We start from the raw sequence: 20,544 nt of genomic DNA on the forward strand, positions 1-20,544 counted from the left end.
GGTCGCCACTGAACTGGGTAGCCGAGATACCTATAAAAAGTAGACCAATCCGTCAAGATGCTGGTCCGGTGGTTTTGAAACTTTATGTTGCAGCTGTTAATCGGTATCATTAAGATTAAATTTCAGGACGCAAGGAGAGCATTGTCCATATAAAAAGAAGGTCATAAAAATAATGCTGAAAATGCTCCTCGTGTATGTTCATCTGCTCGCCACCTGTATTGCCCTCGGTAGGGTCTTGCTTGCCGATCACAAGCTTTGGAGTTGGCGCAAGGAAGCGCTGGATCAGGCAAAGCATGAGTACCTGGAAGAAACCAGGAAAATTGCCACCCTTGCGTTACTGGCTCTTTGGGGCAGTGGTCTGCTGTTGATACTTCAGGGATATCTTCTCGAGGGCGCAGCGTATTTGCTCAACCAGAAGCTCTGGGCCAAGGTTGCGGTTGTCGCGTTGCTGACATTGAACGGCGGCCTGTTGCATCGCATCGGCTTCCCGTTGTTGCAAAAAGCCCCTTTCGTCTTGTTACCGGGTTCCGACCGCGGTCGCCTTGCACTCTTGGGGGCGTTCTCCATGAGTGGTTGGCTGTTCGCCGCTTTTCTGGGGGTAGCCCGAGCCTGGAACCATGTCATGCCATGCATGCATGTGATGGCGGTGTTCACGGCATTCGCTTTGCTGGCTTGTATCGTGGCGCTTGTGGTCGCCAGCACGGCAGGCACCATGGATACTACGGCTTCATAGTGGCTGTGACACAACTCAAGCGTAAATAGCATGAAACTTCCCGGGCGCAGGAACCAGGCAGCGTATTCGTACCCCCCCGACTTCGGGGTGAGTTGCCCCACTAATGGGCGTGATACCCCAGCAGTTTGTGGGCCCCATTAACTGAGCGCTTCAAGCGCTGAACAATACCTGCTGGTCTTCCTGTTGCCCCGACATGTTTTTGCGGGGCTGGCAAGCCAATTGCTGAGTGAGCATATCCTGTTCATCAAAGGTGCAGAGTCGGGAAGCAGCGAAGCTGACAGTACCTATTGAGTGATTGCAGGTAACCATCGGTTGGCGGCACAAATACCCCTGGCTACTCAATAGAAGCATTGCTGCGCGCCTCTACAACCGCCCAGGGGAGATGCTTATGAGCCACTCCAGGCATACGTTTGTGCGGCGGGCGTTACCGAAGTTGTGTTTTCTGGCCTGCCTGCTGATGGCAACGCTGGTGGTGGTAGCCGACGAACTTCAAGGCAATGACAATCCAGGTAACGAAAAGTGGCTGGAGCCGGCGCGCTCCAGGCTCATGCATGTGACTGGCGCGATGCCGTTCTTTCCACATCGGGCCAATACCACCGGCAACCTGGTTCTCAATGTGCAGGACTTCGACAACGCCCAGGTATGCGGCGCTTGCCATACGGAAATCTACAAGCAGTGGCGCTCATCAATGATGTCCCAGGCCTGGGATGAACCTATCTATCGGGCGTTGCTCAAGCGTGCGAGTGCAGCCACGGAAGGCAAGGTCGACAACTTCTGCACCGGCTGCCATACCCCGATCGGTCTCACGACCGGGCAGATCAATTCGCAAGTCAATCGCTCCTCGATTGAAGACAGCGCCAAGAATCATCCGATGCCAGGGGTCGATTGCGAGTCCTGTCACAACATCAGTGCCCGTACTGGGCTTGATAACGGCGCCTATGTTCTGAGCCCTCGGGCACATGGTAAACCGACCAAGTTCGGCCCGCGCAAAGATGCCGTGTCGCCTTATCACGACACCGTATATTCCGACCTGCACACGCGTTCGGACTTTTGCGGCACCTGCCACAACGTCACGCATCCTTTCAGCAGCGTGGCGGTCGAACGCACGTATGACGAATGGCAGGAGAGCGCGTACAGCCTCAACGGTGTCACCTGCCAAAGTTGCCATATGCCAGGTTTTGCGGGTAAGGCCGCGATCATGGGGCCGGACCGCGAAGATGTTGCCTCGCATTGGTTCAGCGGGGCCAACGCCATGATGCTCAAGCATCTTGGGCAGGAAGAGGGCGCGCAACGCGCGCGCGACATGCTTGCGCGCGCAGCGGAAATAACCTTCCAGCAACTGCCGGCAGTCATCACGCCCGGGCAATACACCTCGGTAGCCGTCAAGGTTGCCAACGTCGGCGCCGGGCACAAATTGCCGACCGGCTTTCCGGAAGGCCGGGAGATGTGGATCGATTTCCAGGTGCTGGATGCCAGTGGTCGAGAGCTCTATCGGCTGGGCTCGATCAAGGACGGCAAGACCGAGGACAACACGCGAAACTTCAAAGTGCACATAGGCGACAAGGACGGTAATCCGTTGGATGTGGAGGTGTGGAATGCCACGCAAATACTCTCGGACAACCGCATACTGCCCAAGGGTTACGAAATCGGCGAGTTCTCCTTCCTGGTACCGACCGACGCTGTCGGGCCGTTGACCCTGACTGCCACCCTGAACTACTGGCCGTTCTCGCAGAAACTGGCCGACTACCTGCTCGGCAAAGACCAACTGCAGGTGGAAATCACCCAGATGGCCAAAGCCACACAGAGCGTCCCCCTGTCCCCGATCACTGCGTACCGACCCTAGCGGCATATGTTCATGCGTTTGTGGTGACGGTATGGATCGGAAACGCCTGCCATATGGCCAGGCTGGAGGACGCGCTACACCGATCAGCCCTTGGCGTCATTGGCTGGCTTGGCTTTGCTTTCAGCTATAGCGGCTTCTGCTTTCTGTTTCTCGGCGAGCTGGAAGGCCTGCATCGAGGCTTTGCGGGCTGACTCCATGCGTGCGAAGGTCCGATCACCACCGCCGGAGGCCATCGCCAGAGTAGAAGCGGTCAGGGCGGCGGCAACGAAGAGAACTTTCATGGTTTTCATCTGGATATCCTCAAGTAAAACTTTGTGAACTGCTCAGCATGACCCCCAGCACTGTTTGGCTGGGGTGTGCTGTTGTAGGCTGAAATTGAATTTCAGCTATTTCTGGTAATTAACTTGCAGGGTTAGGCTGTCAAGATAATAGTGTTTCTCGCGAATGAACTTTTAATCATTCGCTCATGTCCGTTTTCAGGTGATGGAAACATCATTCGCACTGAATGCGTATGAGGTTTGACTTCCGTTTCTGGGGGGCTTTAACGTTGGGCGGATCAGGCCACGCCAGTAGGAGCTGCGGGGCTTCCACCCCATTCGAGGAAGCGGATCTTGTGAATCTCGCCCTTGCTGTCTTCATACACTACGGTTACCGGTACCACACCGGTCTTGTCGGATGTATCGGTGCGTTGCAATACGCGTTTCACATCGATGTTCATCCCGTAGTGGTATTCGACGGCAGAGATATGCGCGCCGGGTTCTTGCAGGCTGTTATGGTCAAAGACACTTGGTGCGAGACTGGAAATCACGGCACTTACAATTGTGGCCATGCTCATAAGGCTGTACCTCTACTGAAGTTCGCTTGACAAGGACCTAATCTGACACGCCGAGAAAGTGAAGTTCATTTCACCACGACGAACGCGCTTGGCTGAAACGCCAGTAGTGGCAAAAAACTCCCAGCAATTCCCCGTGCCTGACACATTTCGACCATTCGTCCTTTGACCCCCGTATCTGTTGGGCGAAGTCCGTTTTTGAGGTTGGCCGAGCACGGGGAAGGGCTGTGTGGTGTTCAGCGCATCATGCCGAGTTCGGCATCATCCAGCAGTGCTTTGCTGGCCATTAATCGATCCCACTCGTGTTGCAGGTGCTTGTGCTGCTCCTATCTCCGACAAGCCGGGCTTTCATTGAACTGCATATGACTTGTTGATTTGGCGGGGGCCCTGTGGGAGCGGGTTTACCCGCGAACACCGGCATAGCCGGTGCCATGCACCGCGTTGGATTCTTCGCGGGTAAACCCGCTCCCTCGAGTACAGCATCGGCCTGAGGAAACGGCCTACACGGAAGGGGTGAAATCTGATTTTGGGGGCTCGCGCACCCTAAAATCCAGGCACAAAAAAAAAGACGCCCGAGGGCGTCTTTTTCTTTGGAATTTGGTGGGCCGGGGTAATCTGAAACGAGTCGGTATCTATCTGTTTTATCTAATTAATAATTGATTGGTCAACTTGCTTGGAATACCAGTTGGAACGCAGCGTGGTCTGGATTCCGATGGACGGTGCTTTTGTGAGCCGCCCCCAAAAGCGAATTGGGTCCAAATCTATCAAGCAAATGGTCGCGCTGTTGATTGTCGCCCCTGTGCGTACGATGTCCCCGCTCGCACGTACAGGAGCTCCTGACAACGATACCGTCAATGATTACCGTGCTGGCTAAGCCGACTCTCGAAGTACTGCGCAGTCTCTTTGTCGGTGCAGTACAGGTAGCAACCCTTCATCCCGCGTGTCATCAGGGTTCGGTACGTATTTTTGATGATCAGGTCTGTTTCACTTTTCGCGAGGGTAGGTTGCTCTTTCATCATTTTTTTCCAGCCGCGAATCGATTTATCGTGCTTGTCGCGCTCATCTGGGGATGTCACGACCTTACCGTCACGTACGACTAGGTCTGGCCCGATGATGACCCCGATATAGTCGACTTCCAAACCTTGGCAGGTATGAATGCAGCCAACCTGCTCAATGGAATTCTCAGCGATGATCCATAGGCTGCCATCCTGATCCAGATTCCATTGGCGTTTGTAGTCACCAATCACGATATCAGCAGCGGCGGGGTCTTTCTTGCTCAACCAGGGCCAGCAATAGCCCGCGACCACACGAGCTTTGTTTCCGTGGTTTTTTTCGTTGATTGCTTCATGCATCGCCTCAGGTGAGTCGAACACTTTAAACTCGTACTCTTGAGTCTCAAGCGTCGGATTTGCCGTCGAGCGAATGCTGAGCGTGTCATCCAGCCATGCTAGGTAACCGTCAGAACCACTGCAGCGAAACTGCGAAGACAGCACGTGTTCTTCAACCACAGCTCCCTTGGCTTTCGCAAAGGCGCGAATCGCCTGCTTGCTGCCGATATCGCTCAAGGTTACACGCTGGTCCTCATCAATGAAGAAAATGGAGCATTTCGCTGAGTCAATCAGCTCCTTGATCTGGTTCTCCCCAAGGTTTCCATAAAGCCCGCTTTTCTCATTCAGTCGGTGAGCTTCGTCCACGATGAGCGCATCGAATGTGTTGGGCTCAGTGTCGATGAATGCCCCAGAGCCTGAAAAGAAATTCGAGAAATGGCTGCGCTTGATGGTGCCAACCAGTTTGCTTTCGTAGACCTTGCGAGGGGCGGCATTCTTGGAGACGTATTTGCTCATCAGCTTCAATTCGGTGAGCTTCACCAGCAGATTGATAGCCAGAACAGTTTTTCCGGTGCCCGGTCCACCTTCGATGATCATCACCTTGGGTGCTTGGTCCGAAGCCTCGCTTGCCGCCGCAAGCGCTGACTCAAAAATTGCTTTCTGATCGTCAATCAATACGAACTCGGGTTTGCCTTTCATCAACCCCGCGAGGGCTTCGGCTAGCGCCTTGGATGGGCGAATTTTTCCTTCGGACAGCTCGTAAAGAACCTCTTTGTTGTCGCCATGACTTATATGCTTTTTCAGAAAGGTTCTGAGTTTACTGAGCTCTTCCGGGCCTTTCAGAAACAGCGGAGCCTTGCTGATGTGGGGCTCATAGTGGGCTGAATCTATGACACCGTCGCTGACGTAGTTATGGAGGTAGGCACACGGACGGATTTCGATGCTTTTGTCATACACCGCCTCGTTGAAGCCTTCCAGCAGCGCTGCATAGGACCATACCTGATAGGACGGGTGAATGGTCTCAATGAGGCCGCCACCCAACGCCGTTTTGACGATGGCGTCTTTGGTTGTGGCGTTGGCCTTGCTCCATTGCTTCAGCTCGATCAGTACGGCCTTTTTTGCCTGGTTTTCGTCGCGACCGGTGAGTAGAAAGTCGATTCGCTTCGACGACTGCGGAATGTGCAATTCAATGGCCAAGCCTGCATCGCTCGGAAGTCCCTCATCTCTAAGGACCTTGGCCATGTACGTCAGGGACCCTTGCCACGACCTGATTTCCGAGGAGCCAACGTTCTTGCCGGTAGCTTCCTTGTAATGCCTTAGTATCACTTCCTCAATGTCATCGTTATCGTTGTCTTTAAGAAATTGCTGTTTGGTCGCAGCGTAAACGATCACGGGTTGTCCTTAGGTGCGTGTTGGTCAGAGTCGGTCGTACTTTTTGCTGCTGCTTCTTGCTTTATCCACGGGGTATTTCTGGCCGTTAGAGACGAGTTTCCGTGTCACTGCCTCGTTGAGGTCGATGCCGAGCACGCTGCTCAGGCGAACCAGGTACATCAGGACATCCGCCAGTTCGTCCTTGACCGCTTGGCCGATCTCGGGATCTGTTGCGGCTGAGATCGAATCGGCATCGCTCATCCATTGGAAAATCTCGCACAGCTCGCCTATCTCTCCAGTGAGAGCCAGGATGAGATTTTTGGGGGAGTGGAATTGCTGCCAGTCGCGATCATCTGCAAAACGCTGAAGGGATGCGGCGAGTTTCGTTATGTCAACCAGTGGAGCGGATGAGCTGTCTGAGTCACTCACAGGATTATCTCTTGGGTATCAGTGAGGGGCAAAAGATCTGTAGGAAATCGGCTTCGTATTGTAAGACCTTTCGCTATAGATGCGGGCTTTTTGTTTTTCTCTCGCTCACTGTCTGCTAATCACATTGCTTGCCCGCATTCGCTATGTCATTTGAGGGCGGGGGCGTGGGGCGCCTACAAGCAGATTTTCCAGCGCCTGGCGATAGCTTCCGCCATTCCTGGCCTACTGGATAAGTAATCCCAAAGCCTCAAGCAAGAAATCTCCAGGGTTTGTATGCTTCCTCCGAGAGATCACGGGGATCGGTATGAATGAGAATAATTCCTAGCTGAATCTGTCGGACGGCGGGCATATTGAGAATATGGGGCTATATGAACTACTTCGTCGTCGCTGTAAATCTATTGTATGCGTCGATGGAGAGGCGGATCCCCGTTCGACATTTGAAGGACAATTGACTCTAGTTCGCCACGCCCAGATTGACTTTGGCGTACGGCTTGAACCGAGACTCGATGACATACGGCTCGACCCCAAATCATCACTTAGTAGAGCTCACTCACACTTGCTCAGAATTCACTATCCAGACGCAGGCCCGGGGAAATTGGAAACGATCGGTCTAACGCTATATCTTAAACGTTCTTTGACCGGGGACGAAACAGAACTGCTTAAGCGATACCGTTTCATAAGTCCTGATTTTCCACATGAATCAACTTTAGATCAATTCTACACAGAAGAACAATTTGAAGCCTATCGACAGCTTGATGTGCACGTAGCGGAAGGAGTTTTTAAAGGCTATTCTAGAAGAAGACGCTGATCAAAATAATGTAAGGGAATGGTTTAAGAAGTTATCAAAAAAGTATGCTTTAACCTGTAAGTGATTTTCATTAGTATTAATGCCCGAAAAGGTTCGGGCATTAATAAACGAATGAGATCATAAAGACATCAGGCCGTCACCTTGTTGTTTTCTGCGGAGTAGCGGGCGTTAGCAGAATCAAAGTCATAAGGGTCTCCATGTAGTATGTTGCTCTCAAATCCCCGTTCCAGAAACTCTACAAGTGAGCACGCTTGTTGGATTGAGAATTTACGGTGGTGCCTGCCATTTACATACCCCATACCCGTGAGGATATGCTTTGGGATTTGAACGGCGCCTGCACCAAAATAAAAAAAATAATCTGAAATCAAAACAGCATCTGTTTGGGTGTCATTTTTTATATTATGGGGATTAGGCGAGCCATCAGGGAAACTATGGTGAGAGTTAACTTGCCGCCATTCACCGTCCTCTTTCCAGTAGATGTTGTCGCCAACAATCATTTTTTTACTGCCATTCCTTAAGGGCTTTTTATCCTTATAGATGGGGTTGGTCCAATAAGAGTCAAAAGTTTCTAATTGAGAAACCTTCATTGCAAAAACACACTTTCCTGTAGCTTTGAGTCTCCCTCCCCCCATTCCGACCACCCAATCGCCTACTTTTGCTACTCTTCGAGTAACAGGTTTACAGGTCGCAAGCGTACACAATCCATGAAAAGGATTCGGAGCAAAACCGAAATCACGATCAACCACATACATGTATACATTAGTCATCGCTAGCACTCTGAATTTGCTGCGGTATTTACTGTGCTACGCGTGCTGCCATCTGGGTTTTGGAAGGTATTTTCGCCACTATCAATAGCAGCCATAATACTTTCTGAGTTCCAACCGACAATTGCGGAGGCATACTTTTCTAAGCTTGCGGGAATTTCCGAATCTTTGCCCCCATACTCATAAACTCCCACAATACGCTTCCCTTGGGCATGCGCCTGATCGATTTCCCAGTTAACCCATGGACGTTGATGAGTTTGCGTCCCTATCAAAACAACGACCGTTGATGCCCAGGAAACTTTCATTCGTAGTAGCCGTTTTATAGTCGACTCTTTAACCATCCCTTTATCCAGCCTTTGCTGGTTAGCTGGTTTTGCACGAATAGAGCTATTCCTGACATCCCAACCTTTGGAACCTAGTAACTTAGTAAATTTGTCGACTGATGCATCATCACGATGATGGTGACTTATAAATAAATGTCTACGACTTCCTGACTTGCTCATGACTGAATCCTTTCGGTTGCTTATGGCAGATAAGATACGTCTTTAAATAATTATTGTGAGTTACGCTATTTCGTTGTGGCTCACGCCTCCCATGTATATAATTGATCTCAGGTCTTGATCAATTAATAGTTTTCCACCATTTGATTTTAGAATTTTGCGCCATATTTCAAAGCCTAGTAAAATAGCCCTCTGCCATTCTCCCACTGAACGCGTACGGACCTCCAACAAAGAAGTGACACCTTTGATTGTCCTCAATAATTTGTAATCGAGCTCAGTAACTTCTTCAAGCCAATTGTGCTCTTTGGCATAATCGAACACGAGCGCTGCAACAGCCTCATCGATAACCTGAGCGCGCCCCCCGTCTTGCACCTCGTCGATAGTTGGTATACTTTTCCTCTTACGTTTCATCAGGCTTCGGATGACTGGCGACCAACCGAGTACGGCAATGTATGCAAGATGAAAAACATCATGGAATCGATAACCATCAGGGTCTTCAGAATTGTCTGTCAGATCATCACCAATCTGAGTACCATCCATTAGCATACGAATTTTAGACTGACCAGCTATCACAACTTCACCTAGTTTGATTTCAAACTTTCTTGGAAGTCTTTCGCTTTCTGGAAACCCTTCATCAAAAACTATCAGGTTAGTGTTCCCATCGCCCCAGCGGCCATTTGCCTTGGCTAAATTTTTGCGAGCAATGTCTTCGAGTTTTAAATCAAATTTTTCCGCAACATTGGCTATATACCAAAGTAAATCTCCCAGCTCCTCACATACCCTATCTTTGAATAGTAGATGAGACTCTCCATCGCGTAGACGCTTTTTGTACTCGCTAAGTAACTCTCCTGTTTCGCCCGCAAGCCCGAGCAACGGAACCATTAGTTCGATCCCTGATTCTCCGATACTGCTCGAAGGGACTCGATCAGTTTTTTGTGCTGCGTGCTGATAAAAATTCAAATCCATTTTATTTATTCCAATTTAGCTGTCTCTGATGACTACTTCCAAAAGGCTGTCGACAATTGGAAGGTTTATGCTCCTTAAACTCAGCTGCAACTCTGCTATTTATCTCCCATTTAGGTGGGTACCATGGGATCTCTAGAGAGGCAGTTGGAGAGAATTTCTGCTTTATACGAGTGCGCCCAGATATACCCATTACTTCTGGATGAGCAACACGAGCGTATTTGTCAACCTCGCAGAAAATATTCTGGCAGTCAATGAGTTGGAGTGGGCGCCCCCATAACGAATCAAATTCAATGCCCAGCCTCTCAAACTCGTGCTCTTGGTTTTCGGACATAAATCTAATTAATTGGTCGCCGCTAATATCATTAGTTTTATTGAAGCACTTTTTCAGGCCGTCGAGGGCTCCAGGTCCCGGAATTACAAAATCCATTTCGGAGAAGTTAGTAATTTCTGAGTAGTTGATGTCTGTTATAAACTGGTAAGCTAGGAAATTTCCGATTGAGGGGTAGTTCCTAATTGCTTCAAAGGCTTGCTTCATATTGGCTCGACTGCTTAAAAATTCTGGAAGTTTATCTTCCATCATCCGCTCAAGCAGCTTCAGGTGATTTTGATGCTTCGCTGGATATCCAAATGCAGAGCTTCCTGGGGGCATTATATAAGCGGCCGAATATATACGTCCGCCAGAACGCATGGCCTGACTTAGAATTCGATCGTAATTGTCAAACGTATAAGCTCTATAGCTGATCTCGCCGAGCTCTTGCTCCAAAAGCTGCCAGGTTTCAATTTTATTAAAAAGTTTAAACAAGATGACCCTGAAAAAAACTTCCTCTCGTGATTCGCAAAGATCTGAACGGTAAATAACGTTCCTGATTAGAAATTGGCTTACACGATCTGAGGCACGATAGGCGTTCGTAAACTTATAAGCGGAAATAACAGGGTCATCAGACCAGGGAGCATCTTCCGCAAACAACCTCTTCTTGAAGACTTTCTGACGCTCAGCTGCAAAACGCCAGTAGCTTTCATATACAGGACTCACATTTACCAAAAAGCATTTTTCAGTCTCATTACTCCTCGAACGTGAGTGTAATTCATAATTTTCACCATTAGATTCAATTTTTAGTTTCACGCGTCCTCTCCATCGTCGTGTACTTTACTATCACAGACTTGGCCCATGACACTACACATAAAATGCATCCTTTCCTTGTACGCGTATCTTAACTGAATCATTCTCGTCAATTTTTTGGCGAAAACAAATTGACGGGCGGTAGCGTAAGACTTAGGTCGGAGCTGGTTGCGTAGGATATCTCGAAGCTCAGAAAATAGGCTTTTTCATACCCTGCTGGAGAAACTGCATAGCCCTGTTGTGTCCACATCTAATGTTATAAAGCATATCGATGTTATTGGAAATGCCCCTCCAGGCTTCTCTATGGATTAGGCCTGCATCGCCACAAGGCCATCAACATTGCGTCGATAGCCAGGTCGCTGTACATTCTGGTTGACTAACCTACCACTTGCCGAGGGAGCGCTACCGCTCGATTTAGGTCATAGGTTTGGGTTATGCGAGGTCTTTCACCAAAACCTTGTTTTGGCAAACGCTCGTCGAAGCATGGCAGCTTCTTATGCTTCGATAAAAATGTATGCTTACCAAGCTTAAGAGTTTGGGGTGGCAGAGCCTATCGGCTATTAAGCGACTCGTTATGTGTCAGTAATTCCTGAACTTTTTTTGCTATTTCATCGGGATTGTTTTTCCATTCTACGTAAAGCTTGTCGTTCATAAGGAAGTTATTACCTAGAATGTTGTCTTTATTGCCGTAGATTAGCGGCAGCAATCTTTTCGTCCCGCCGGAAATATCACCGTTCAATACGGAGTTAATTTCTTGTTGAGGCCAGGCTTTACCAACTGAGCTGTCCGTCATCACAGCAATAACATACTTTGACTTTAGGAGCGCTTTATTGATTACCCCGACAAGAGAGTCTCCCCAGCCAATTTCTTTTGTGTCGTAGAAAGCATGAATACCTATCTTGCTTAATTCCTGGTAGAGAGGTTCGACAATTTTTTCTTTGTCTTCGGAAGCATGGCATAAAAATACGTCATACATCTTATATTCAGCCTTTATACTCTTGATAAATTTCGGCGGCGATGGATCATGCTCCGCCATTTTCAAAACCAGCTTGATATACGTCGGATCATCTTTTCCTTTCACCATTGAAAGAAATGAAAGTCGACCATAGATATTCTGCTTTAGCTTGCTACCATCTTTGGTTAGCTCCGCGTCCTCCGGGCTAAGTCCAAGTACATCAATGTAGTATTTTCGCTCGGCGTCTACTGGGTCATCAATCCAGTGGTGAATAGCTGTTCTTAGTTTGTTTTTATATTCAGCGGGCACATTAACTTTTTTGTTTACAATTAAGCCGGTGACTTCTTGTCGGCTATACTTGGATTGAAGCCTGCTTTTCTTTTCATTTATTTCAAAGCTCGCCCTGGAAAATATATTGGCAAGGTCTTCGCCGATAATGGTTTTTCCATCATTTATATGGGCAACTTCATTTGGGAAAACCCTCTTTGCTGAAATGGTTATGTCGTCAGCGTAACGAGAGTATATGAGTCGTTGACTTCGAATGTACTTCAGGATGCGATTGTCTAGAGTGCTGGCTACAATATTCGCAACAATCGGGGACGTTGCAGCCCCTTGGGGAAGGTAGTTTTTGAAGCAACAAATTTGCGCGACGACCGTCGCTACATTGGGGTGAAACTCAAAGGGTTTGGCTATAAAAGCCGCTCTGACGCGCCCAAAATTGATTGATCCGAAAAAGTCTTTTATGTCTACATTTAAAATCCAATTGGACTTTTTATGTAGTGCCGCATTTTCTAGAATTCCGCGGCTTTTGATAAAGCCCTGAACACAGGATTTGAACTCTATATTTTCCTCAAAAATCTCAGCTAATTTTTTTTGGATAACCCTTAGTCCTTTTTGCGGGGAGTCAATTTTTCTAAAACCGCCTCGTTTTTTCCGCATTTCAAATGACTGGTACTTTAAGTCATCTGAACGTTTGTAGCATATGTAAAGTAGATGCCCTTTTTGAACGCCCAGAATACTGCATAGCTCATCAATGGAGTTGAGCTTTAAAATTGAGCGAGAAGGTGGGTTGAGTAGCTTCAAGGCAACCTCCGGACTGCATGCTGCCGGAGTTAAAGCAGCACCCCCCGCCATTTACCTTACGCCTCGCGAGACTCATAACATTGCGAACTATAGTCTCAACGTAACTCACAGTAGCATATATCCTTACATTAACGAATGATTGCAGTGGTCGCACTGCATAGTTAAAGCTTGGAGGGGTGCATGCGCCATTTATAACCGAAAGAAAGTCACAGTGCAAGAAGGTCAGAGCACGGATTGAGAAAAAACCAGCCTGTCGAGGTGGTTTACCTGTTGAAGGGTAAAAATTTCCTGGATGGGCCGACCCACTGGTCGACCCTTCATGTAATAATCGCAGATTGCGTTAGGCGACTAAAGTCTACTTGCTCGGCGCTTTGAACTATGATTTATAAGGAGTCGGTTTTGGTTAGTTGAATCAATCCCCGCAGAATTAGCATTATTGCTTGGTCGATATGCGGAGTATATGCAAGTGTTGCATTTTCCTCTGCAGTCAATCCATTGTTAAGATCAGCGGCGGTAAATGCAGCGAACTCGCAGCGCTTAGCCCATCCAGGATTAGATGTAGGTCGGGGTTTTATTAGACCCAAGGTTTCAGCGATATCACGAGTACATCCCCCAAAGCCACCGACTAGAAAAACCGGCTTGGCAGCTCTTAGCGACAAAAGCGTCTCTTCGGCAATGCCAGGCATAGTTCCCTTGTAGCCTTCTACTCGACCACCAACAACGATCCTTGCCTCGGAGTTTGATATCATAGAGATACGCATGGACGTAAGCCCGTCTGCCCACTCTTGGTCTGTAGGTATCGTAGGCGCAAATCCGCGGCGCTCTTCAATTGGTAGCACGCTACCGTCGATTCGTAGAAGAACTAGCTCCGCAGACTCTTCGAGTTCGGAAATTTGAGTCTCCAACGTTACCATCGACTGCAATATATGCACAGGCCAAGCGAGATAGTTTGTTACTCCGGGACGGGTATCTCCTTCGTCAGCGTCTCGACGATGTCGGGAAACTAGCTCGAATAGTAGGTCGCTGAATCCATGTTGTCGCAGATCCCCTCCATAGATCAACCTCGCTCCGAGCGCGAGTAAATGACGAGCTACTTCGGCCATGGCATCTCGCAAATGCTCATCGCCCAGTCCTAGAATAGACATGTCTGGGCTTTCCGAAATGGAGATCGCGATGGTCTTCTGTCCGAGAACCTCTTGGTAGCTCATCGCACAGCTCCCGCTTTCCATTCCGTTAGGCTACGTAGTTGAACCCGAGGTGATATCTCTGCGAATAGCCGCTCTTCTTCTGCACTGAGTGGTGGATCTGGATAAACAATCACCGGATATGGTATCTCCGCTTCAGATGGCAGGCTTGCTAGTGAAATAAGCTCTGGGGGTCTCGGTACGAAAATAACTGCGGGATCGAGATTTCCATCTGCTACCTCAAGCTGAACACGGCATCGCCAAAGGAAATTTTTCAAAACCTCGTCGAGCAGTCGGGCAATAACGAAATCTATGCGATCAGCGCTTCCAGGTTCCAGTCGGACTACTGGTACGTTGCCCATATAAGGGAAGCCGCGCTCATCTATTTCGCTAATGCTATTGGCTACAACAAGAGGTACGTGCCAGCGCTTTGCCTCGATAATCTCTTTCCGACACCACTCACGTGATGAGTAAGAGTCAGTGTGAATGGCGACCATCGCACTCACGCGCACCTTGTGGATCAGTACTTTCTGAAAATGAAGGCCAGCTGGAATGTCATAGACATCAAAGAAACTGTCCATTCCAGGTGTGTTGTAAAGTTTACTTCGGACGTTTCGGGCAATTTCTTCTCCATGCTGGTCGTGTTTTGAATGGCTAAGAAATATTTGTACCTTCTTAAGGTAGGCTTCTAGTGCTTCCTCTTCTTCGTCGGGGCGCGTTAGGTGCTCTAGGTAATGCCGTAACAACCGACAAAATGCGTATGTCAATGCAGCAGTCAATCTTCGACCACGTTCGGCAAGTTCCCCATCCCAGCGGGCCCATAGTAGCGCTTGCTCATTAGTTCCTAAGCGCGTTAGCACACCGTTGTCAATTTCGACAGGAAAGACTCTCTTGCCTAAACCGGCTGCCTCAGTATTCTGACAGAGTTCTTGGATATAGCTCGTCCAAGCTGCATCGTCAACGAGGTTGTTGTCCGCTAGCACTACAATGGCGGTGGTGTCTGCGTCTTCAAGTTCAATTGGCAGAGGCTGGCTGGAGTCCTGTGCCACTGCGTACCGGTATATAACGCTGAGCCCAGTGCCGCCTGCGATATTTTCGTACAACTTTCGACGAAAATGCTCTCGGAGGATCTCGGCGATGGCGAGGCCACCGGCAAAAGCAGGGTGCCACACAATATATACAACTAGGAACGGGCGAGTTGATTCAGTCATCTGCGCTTACCCATTGCGGACCCGACGATCCCGGGTATTATTGATCAGTGAGATTTTCCGGCTCTTTGCCTCGGCTATGTATTGACCAAGCTGACTGGGATCGGCTGTGATTTGTTCCCAGGTAAGCCACGAAGCAAACCCAGATTTGATATTATCAAGAAGCCGATCAGGAACAAGAACATACTGGTTGTCAGGCGTCAAGCGAGCAGTAGGTAAGCGTACACCAATCAGGGCGTGATTTTTTTCAAGCGTTGCCGAAATTTCCCAGTCAACGTACTTTCGCTTTGGGGTTTCTGCCCCAACAAGTACGACCGTGCAAGAGGTGCCAGTGATATGGTTTTCCCTAATTCGGCGCATCACATAATTAACGTCATCGCTATCGATGCGACGCTCAAGAGAGTTGTCGTAGATCACGTCGTAGGTGTCGTGAAATGCGCTTGAAAAAGCGTCGTAGTAGGCTTGGTCAGCGTGATGATGGTAGCTGACGAATATTTTGTGTTTCACTGCTGCCCTGAAAATTCCATAACTCATTAGCCCTCCTTAGTAATCGCCATACATGATCATAAATGATCCAGCACACTATAATCCCGCGCTCAGGTTGTCCAGCACGAAAATTTGCTAGCTTCTGAATAGAAGCTAGCGCTGTTATAACTTTTTTGCTTCGCGCGGTAACGGCCAATTCGAATCGCTCTGGGTTCTGATTGAGAAATTAGCCTAGTTTCTTCTAGCCGGTTGCTGTCGTCGGTGTGACTACCTACCTGGCCCGGCTCTAAGATTGAAGATCCATGGTGCTTCTAGGCGTCGAGCGAGCAACCGAATCGTTAGCACATAATAGTACCGCGTCGCCTCACTCCGGAGGCGCATGTGATGTTCAAGAAACCAAGCCAAGTGTTTTCTCTGCGAACACCAAGGTGTTTCTCGCTGCCAGCGCTCAGCGATTTTAGCCTGAATTGTCTTTGCTTGAAGCACATGGCGTTTCCGAGTCGCGTGCGACCCGGTCAGGACTCCAGCCAAGAATAGCTCCATGTCGAACGGCTTACTCATCTGCGGCCTCCTATGTAGGCCGCGACCACATCGATCCGGCCGTGCCCCAGCTCATAGCTGATTTGCCTCCGGGCCTCCCGATCAAGGCTCCTATCTATCAGGCAACATTGGCCGCCGTTGATAGGTGCGCGGTGTTGGGTGATTTGCTCATAGCGCTCGCATGCATACGCCGCTCGTAGCTCATGGAAGCCTTTGAGGTTGTGTGCATGCAGGATGTCCCGCGCCGGGCGGATGCTTTCTTGCAGAAGAATCAGGTAGCTTTCGTTTGGCGCAATCAGGTTGCGGCTACCCACAGGCGACACCTGCCGTGCAAACTTAAGTGCATCTCGAACATGGCCGTCCACCGCTATCCATCGTGGCGCCGAGGCCCCGGCGCGGCCGCCTTTGGTGCCTTCCTGAACGTTAATCTTGCCTAGTTTGGTGGCCTCACGGCTTAGCCGTGGAAGGTCAGCCAAGATGGCCTCGCGTAGGCGCATGCCGATGGCTCGCGCTAACAGAACAATTGCGGCGGCCCGCTGCTGATGATCGCAGCAAAGAGCATCAACGATCTGCTTAACCTGTTCGCGGTCTTGGCCCTGCGGCACCGAGTGGCGAACCCCGGTGCGCTGCATACCCAACGCCTTGCTCGGGCTGGGCAATTTCACGTACTGATCACCGCGAAGCGCCGCCATGGTTCTGTTAACGCTGGATAGACGATTTTGCGCGGTGCTGATGGCGAGGTCACCGCGCCTAACTACCTCGCGAAGATAATCCGCGTAGTCGGCCAACACCTTTCTATCAATCTGCCGCGCATCATTGATGCCGGGCCCCTGTTCGGAGCGGCACCACCTCACGAATGCCAACCATCGATCACTGTGCGCCTTGACCGTGCCGTAGTGGCCACCGCCGAACATGTCTTTCAGTGCCTGCGGTCCTGCATAGCTCAGTTGCCTACCGTAGCCAAAGTTGCGGCCATCGCGTCTACCCACCAATGTCATGTCAGTTACCTCATCTACCGTTCTCCGATCCTCGCCCCACGTCATCCCGCCAAGAATGTTGAGTGTTATCAGGGATCAAGGCCCCTGCGACCTGTGGGGGTGTCCTCTAACGCGGGACTGGCGGCTCCTTACGTCCGGGAGCAAGGGCATCTCGTGATCTGGCCTCCTGAGCACCGTTACCGGTGGGCGGGTGGAGGCAGCGCTGGCTGACGAGACCTGCGCCTGAAGATCCTGAGCCATGTGCAAGCAGCAATGCGATGACCGGGGCATGCCTGACTGTCAGTCAGGTGCAGTCCATTCCTTGGTCTGCGGCACCATCATCTACAACGCTGTTGCTGGTGACATCGGCGTTTGTCACGCCGATTGTCACGAGGGGGAATGCCGCAAAGCCATGTGCGATCGGGGCTGCAGCAGTGGTAGAAGTGCCCGTCTCTTTCCAGAAGAAAGAGACGGGCACAGGTTGGCGCAGTAGTCGGCCAAGCGGATAGGTTGCTGCAGGGCAGCGAGGTACGGTGTATCCGGCGCACGAGCGCTATATGTGTAAGAGCATCCATCACATGGGTAGTGACCGGGCGAGCTGCCGGATGCGAATCGCCCTTGGGGAGAACCACCGGGGGAGCGGCGTGACCTTCAAGGTTCGGGTCACCTGGGGTGCTGTCATCGACAGCCTTTGCACGGCCAGTTCTACGCCTGTGGATAAACTCGGTCAAGGGCCGAAATTCAGCGCTCTTGGGGGCGTGAAAAGCGGTTATCCACCGGTGGAATTCCGTGGTAAATCCTGGACAACGTCGTGCTTTTAGCTTTTCAAAATAAGGTCCATCCAAACAGGGCGGCTTTGCAGCCCTGTTTGGATGGACCCGCGCTGAGAAGCGGATAAGCGAGGCTGCTTGCCCCGAGTCACGAACGTTCAGCTGTTACCGCAATTCTTGCGCCTGCACAGTGCTAACGAATCGGCACCACATTTTTGTCTCTGACTTGGCCGTATGCAGAGGCGAGCAGGCTGCCGGTGGCGGCTTTCTGGATGTACTCACTCCACCAAGCCATCATCGGACGCCGGCGCTCGATGTAGTCGGCCCGGTTGTAAGCGCTGCGCACCTCATCCTTGTCGACATGCGCCAGTGCGACCTCAATGAGTTCGGGGTCCCACCCATGTTCATTCAAGATGGTGCTGGCCATCGAGCGCATGCCGTGGCTAACCAACCGATCCTGAAAACCCATGCGTTTCAACGCCATGTTGGCGGTCTGGCTATTGGCGTGAGTGCGTGGATTTCTATCGGCCGGGAAGACGTACTCGCGATGGCCGCTGTGAGTCTTCAGTGACTCCAGCAGTGCGACAGCGTGATCACTCAACGGGATGCTATGTGGGCGGCGCTTCTTCATCCGCTCCGCAGGGATAGTCCAAACGCGCCTTTCAAAGTCGATGTCTGCCCAGCGAGTAGTCGCTGCCTCGGCGGGGCGAGTCATCGTGTGCAACTGCCATTCGATCAGGCAGCGAGTGGTGCGTTTGATGCTGGCGTTCGCGATCTCCAGCATAAGCTCGGGGAGTTCTTCGGGCGGAAGCGCAGCCATGTTCTCTTTCTTGGGCTTCTTGAAAACCGCCCTGATCCCGCTGAGCGGGTTGGCGAAGATCAGGCCGGAATTTACGCCGTAGGTCATGATCTCGTTCAGCCGCTGGCTAAGACGCTTGACCGTCTCCAGGCTGCCTTTCGCTTCGATTGGACGAAGCAATGCGATCACCATCGGCGCGGTGATCTTCGTCAGTGGCGTCGTCTTCAAATCGGGGAACACGTGCAGCGTGAGCGACCGCCAAATGTCCTCGGCGTAGGCCGGGGTGACCGAGTCTTTCTTGAGTTCAAACCAGGCGGTGGCCACGTTCTCGAAGGTGTGTTCGGTTTCCGCGCGTTTGGCTTCATTCAACGTATTGCGCTGCACCTTCGGATCGATGCCTTGAGCGAGCAGCTCGCGGGCTTCGACTGCCTTCTTTCGTGCGTTCGCCAGTGACAGTTCGGGGTAGGTCCCGAAGCCAATGTTGATGCGCTTCTTGGTCACCGGTTCGCGGTAGTTGAAATTCCACAGCAACGAGCCGTTGCTGCGTACGCGGAGCTGCAAACCGTCACCGTCCGTGAGGACGTAATCCTTGGACGCGGGTTTGACTCCCTTGAGCTGTCGATCGGAGAGGCGGAGGTTTTGAGCAGGCATGAGATTGTCCTCAAGCACTGATTCGGTATTCCAAAGATTAGCACCGGGTGAGCTGGAATACCGCCTGGAATACCCGAATGGCTGGAACTCAAAAACTCTTGAAAGACCGCAAAGGCGCTGGAAGCCGCGTATTTACTGGCTTATAGGCACAAAAAAAGACGTCCGTGGACGTCTTTGATTGATCATTTGGTGGAGCCGGGGGGATTTGAACCCCCGTCCGCCAGTACTCCGCTGTCGGTACTACATGCTTAGCCGTGTCTACTGAGTTAATCCGCAGCCGCCCGACGGGCAGGGTGCTTTGGACGAGTTGGGTAAGTTTTAGTCGCTTTGCCCCCAACGTGCTACACGACGATCCTGTTCTGTATGACAATCATTTCGGGTTTACAGGCATCCCCTGATGATTGCTGGAGCCGAAGCTACCAGGAGAGCGGGCTCAGCTGCTTACGCAGCGAGAGCGTAGCCCTCGTAGTTTTCGTCATTGGCAACTATAGAAAGTTGCAACAGTGGATTTACGAGTTCTGTTACCAACTCGGCATGCACCTAGAGTTTCGCTACCGGCGTCGAATCCTGATCGGCCCCACACTAGCTCTAAGCTAACGCACCTTACGGTACGTGAGGTGGAGTATACGCCATTGCGCGGGCGACGTCGACAGCCGGTCCGGTCGCCCGCTTTTGGGCTCACGCGCCGCTACCGCCGCCGCTGGTGCCGCTGCCTTTCTCGGTTTTTTCCAGGCGCTCCAGGACTTTGCTGGTGATGGCGATGCATTCCTTGGTGTCGCCCGAGGCTTGCGCAGCCTTGGCTTTGTCGACGTGCTCGGTGATGGCCTTGTCCAGGCCTTCGGAGGTGGCGCCGGCGGTGGCCATGCTGTCGTCGATCTTTTGCAGGTTGGCGGTGCACAGGTCTTCGGCGGCGAACACCGGCGAAGCCAGCAGGGTGGCGGCCGCGAACAGGGCCGAAAGCGCGGTACCTTTCATGGAAGTCTCCTTCTGGGCCTCTGGAAGGTGGGCCTGTAAGGGTGGACTGTGGGGGATTGGCGGGGGTTCAATCGGGATGCTGGCGGGATGGCACCGGCTTTGCCGGTGTTCGCGGCTGAAGCCGCTTGTATGGTGATACTCGAAGGGGTGGTGGGACGAAAAAGCCGAATCTGACTGTTCACAGCAGTACAGACCGTGGGAGAACTCGCCCCACCCCTTCAC

At 51.1% G+C, this 20,544-nt stretch carries 18 protein-coding genes and 1 other RNA gene; 2 read left to right on the top strand and 17 right to left on the bottom strand.

Going from position 1 to position 20,544, the window contains the following annotated elements; translation table 11 throughout:
- Positions 1-172: 172 nt before the first annotated feature.
- Together CAG22_RS03410 and CAG22_RS03420 are read left to right on the top strand one after the other, a co-directional pair.
- Entirely contained in the window at positions 173-733 is a 561-nt protein-coding gene (locus CAG22_RS03410; protein ID WP_085704375.1) for a hypothetical protein, read from the top strand.
- Between the two features lie 388 nt (positions 734-1,121).
- Entirely contained in the window at positions 1,122-2,576 is a 1,455-nt protein-coding gene (locus tag CAG22_RS03420; protein WP_025340719.1) for a multiheme c-type cytochrome, read from the top strand.
- 83 nt (positions 2,577-2,659) lie between these two features.
- On the opposite strand, the gene CAG22_RS03425 is transcribed toward CAG22_RS03420, so the two are convergent.
- The 17 genes from CAG22_RS03425 to CAG22_RS03515 all read right to left on the bottom strand — a co-directional run bounded on the left by CAG22_RS03425 (position 2,660) and on the right by CAG22_RS03515 (position 20,322).
- A complete protein-coding gene (locus tag CAG22_RS03425) occupies positions 2,660-2,866 on the bottom strand; it encodes a co-regulatory protein PtrA N-terminal domain-containing protein (RefSeq protein ID WP_085692838.1) in 207 nt (68 codons plus the stop codon).
- A 266-nt stretch (positions 2,867-3,132) separates the two neighbouring features.
- Positions 3,133-3,411, bottom strand: a complete 279-nt coding sequence (locus CAG22_RS03430) for a DUF2790 domain-containing protein (RefSeq protein ID WP_061303559.1) — start codon at positions 3,409-3,411, stop codon at positions 3,133-3,135.
- 848 nt (positions 3,412-4,259) lie between these two features.
- On the bottom strand, positions 4,260-6,128 hold the full coding sequence (locus tag CAG22_RS03435) for a DUF2075 domain-containing protein (protein ID WP_085704377.1): 1,869 nt from the start codon (positions 6,126-6,128) through the stop codon (positions 4,260-4,262).
- A 24-nt stretch (positions 6,129-6,152) separates the two neighbouring features.
- Positions 6,153-6,536 carry a nucleotide pyrophosphohydrolase gene (locus tag CAG22_RS03440; protein WP_085704379.1) on the bottom strand — a complete coding sequence of 128 codons (384 nt, stop codon included), beginning with the start codon at positions 6,534-6,536 and terminating at the stop codon, positions 6,153-6,155.
- 936 nt (positions 6,537-7,472) lie between these two features.
- On the bottom strand, positions 7,473-8,111 hold the full coding sequence (locus tag CAG22_RS03450; RefSeq protein WP_085704407.1) for a hypothetical protein: 639 nt from the start codon (positions 8,109-8,111) through the stop codon (positions 7,473-7,475).
- Positions 8,112-8,113: 2 nt separating this feature from the next.
- Positions 8,114-8,611, bottom strand: coding sequence for a TIR domain-containing protein (locus CAG22_RS03455; protein ID WP_085704381.1), 498 nt, complete (start codon positions 8,609-8,611; stop codon positions 8,114-8,116).
- Positions 8,612-8,671: 60 nt separating this feature from the next.
- Positions 8,672-9,574, bottom strand: a complete 903-nt coding sequence (locus CAG22_RS03460; RefSeq protein ID WP_085704383.1) for a nucleoside triphosphate pyrophosphohydrolase family protein — start codon at positions 9,572-9,574, stop codon at positions 8,672-8,674.
- A 1-nt stretch (position 9,575) separates the two neighbouring features.
- Positions 9,576-10,697 (bottom strand): nucleotide kinase domain-containing protein, encoded by a 1,122-nt coding sequence (locus CAG22_RS03465; RefSeq protein ID WP_170929257.1) that lies wholly within the window; start codon positions 10,695-10,697, stop codon positions 9,576-9,578.
- Between the two features lie 547 nt (positions 10,698-11,244).
- Positions 11,245-12,732, bottom strand: a complete 1,488-nt coding sequence (locus tag CAG22_RS03470) for a TIR domain-containing anti-phage reverse transcriptase (RefSeq protein WP_170929258.1) — start codon at positions 12,730-12,732, stop codon at positions 11,245-11,247.
- Positions 12,733-13,115: 383 nt separating this feature from the next.
- Positions 13,116-13,940, bottom strand: coding sequence for a hypothetical protein (locus tag CAG22_RS03475; RefSeq protein WP_085704387.1), 825 nt, complete (start codon positions 13,938-13,940; stop codon positions 13,116-13,118).
- Complete coding sequence (locus CAG22_RS03480) at positions 13,937-15,127, bottom strand: toll/interleukin-1 receptor domain-containing protein (protein WP_085704389.1); 1,191 nt, start codon at positions 15,125-15,127, stop codon at positions 13,937-13,939. The genes CAG22_RS03475 and CAG22_RS03480 overlap by 4 nt, the downstream gene beginning before the upstream one ends.
- A 6-nt stretch (positions 15,128-15,133) precedes the next feature.
- Positions 15,134-15,658 carry a TIR domain-containing protein gene (locus CAG22_RS03485; protein ID WP_085704391.1) on the bottom strand — a complete coding sequence of 175 codons (525 nt, stop codon included), beginning with the start codon at positions 15,656-15,658 and terminating at the stop codon, positions 15,134-15,136.
- Positions 15,659-15,877: 219 nt separating this feature from the next.
- Positions 15,878-16,171, bottom strand: a complete 294-nt coding sequence (locus tag CAG22_RS28690; protein WP_085704393.1) for a hypothetical protein — start codon at positions 16,169-16,171, stop codon at positions 15,878-15,880.
- The gene (locus CAG22_RS03495; protein WP_085704395.1) at positions 16,168-17,148 is read right to left on the bottom strand and encodes an integrase domain-containing protein; all 981 of its coding nucleotides are present in this window, start codon (positions 17,146-17,148) and stop codon (positions 16,168-16,170) included. The genes CAG22_RS28690 and CAG22_RS03495 overlap by 4 nt, the downstream gene beginning before the upstream one ends.
- Before the next feature lie 942 nt (positions 17,149-18,090).
- Complete coding sequence (locus CAG22_RS03505; protein ID WP_023534599.1) at positions 18,091-19,347, bottom strand: integrase domain-containing protein; 1,257 nt, start codon at positions 19,345-19,347, stop codon at positions 18,091-18,093.
- A 187-nt stretch (positions 19,348-19,534) separates the two neighbouring features.
- Positions 19,535-19,926: a transfer-messenger RNA gene (ssrA, locus tag CAG22_RS03510) on the bottom strand.
- 99 nt (positions 19,927-20,025) lie between these two features.
- On the bottom strand, positions 20,026-20,322 hold the full coding sequence (locus CAG22_RS03515) for a hypothetical protein (protein WP_013974305.1): 297 nt from the start codon (positions 20,320-20,322) through the stop codon (positions 20,026-20,028).
- Positions 20,323-20,544: the final 222 nt, after the last annotated feature.

This window comes from Pseudomonas sp. B8(2017), from assembly GCF_002113575.1.
Taxonomy (GTDB): domain Bacteria; phylum Pseudomonadota; class Gammaproteobacteria; order Pseudomonadales; family Pseudomonadaceae; genus Aquipseudomonas; species Aquipseudomonas putida_Z.

Excerpts from the sequence above, each read along its gene's own strand:
- CAG22_RS03480 (WP_085704389.1), bottom strand. The coding sequence starts at position 15,127 with ATGACTGAATCAACTCGCCCGTTCCTAGTTGTATATATTGTGTGGCAC.
- CAG22_RS03450 (WP_085704407.1), bottom strand. The coding sequence starts at position 8,111 with ATGACTAATGTATACATGTATGTGGTTGATCGTGATTTCGGTTTTGCT.
- CAG22_RS03410 (WP_085704375.1), top strand. The coding sequence starts at position 173 with ATGCTGAAAATGCTCCTCGTGTATGTTCATCTGCTCGCCACCTGTATT.
- CAG22_RS03475 (WP_085704387.1), bottom strand. The coding sequence starts at position 13,940 with ATGAGCTACCAAGAGGTTCTCGGACAGAAGACCATCGCGATCTCCATT.
- CAG22_RS28690 (WP_085704393.1), bottom strand. The coding sequence starts at position 16,171 with ATGAGTAAGCCGTTCGACATGGAGCTATTCTTGGCTGGAGTCCTGACC.
- CAG22_RS03455 (WP_085704381.1), bottom strand. The coding sequence starts at position 8,611 with ATGAGCAAGTCAGGAAGTCGTAGACATTTATTTATAAGTCACCATCAT.
- CAG22_RS03515 (WP_013974305.1), bottom strand. The coding sequence starts at position 20,322 with ATGAAAGGTACCGCGCTTTCGGCCCTGTTCGCGGCCGCCACCCTGCTG.
- CAG22_RS03460 (WP_085704383.1), bottom strand. The coding sequence starts at position 9,574 with ATGGATTTGAATTTTTATCAGCACGCAGCACAAAAAACTGATCGAGTC.
- CAG22_RS03430 (WP_061303559.1), bottom strand. The coding sequence starts at position 3,411 with ATGAGCATGGCCACAATTGTAAGTGCCGTGATTTCCAGTCTCGCACCA.
- CAG22_RS03495 (WP_085704395.1), bottom strand. The coding sequence starts at position 17,148 with ATGACATTGGTGGGTAGACGCGATGGCCGCAACTTTGGCTACGGTAGG.
- CAG22_RS03420 (WP_025340719.1), top strand. The coding sequence starts at position 1,122 with ATGAGCCACTCCAGGCATACGTTTGTGCGGCGGGCGTTACCGAAGTTG.
- CAG22_RS03485 (WP_085704391.1), bottom strand. The coding sequence starts at position 15,658 with ATGAGTTATGGAATTTTCAGGGCAGCAGTGAAACACAAAATATTCGTC.
- CAG22_RS03425 (WP_085692838.1), bottom strand. The coding sequence starts at position 2,866 with ATGAAAACCATGAAAGTTCTCTTCGTTGCCGCCGCCCTGACCGCTTCT.
- CAG22_RS03505 (WP_023534599.1), bottom strand. The coding sequence starts at position 19,347 with ATGCCTGCTCAAAACCTCCGCCTCTCCGATCGACAGCTCAAGGGAGTC.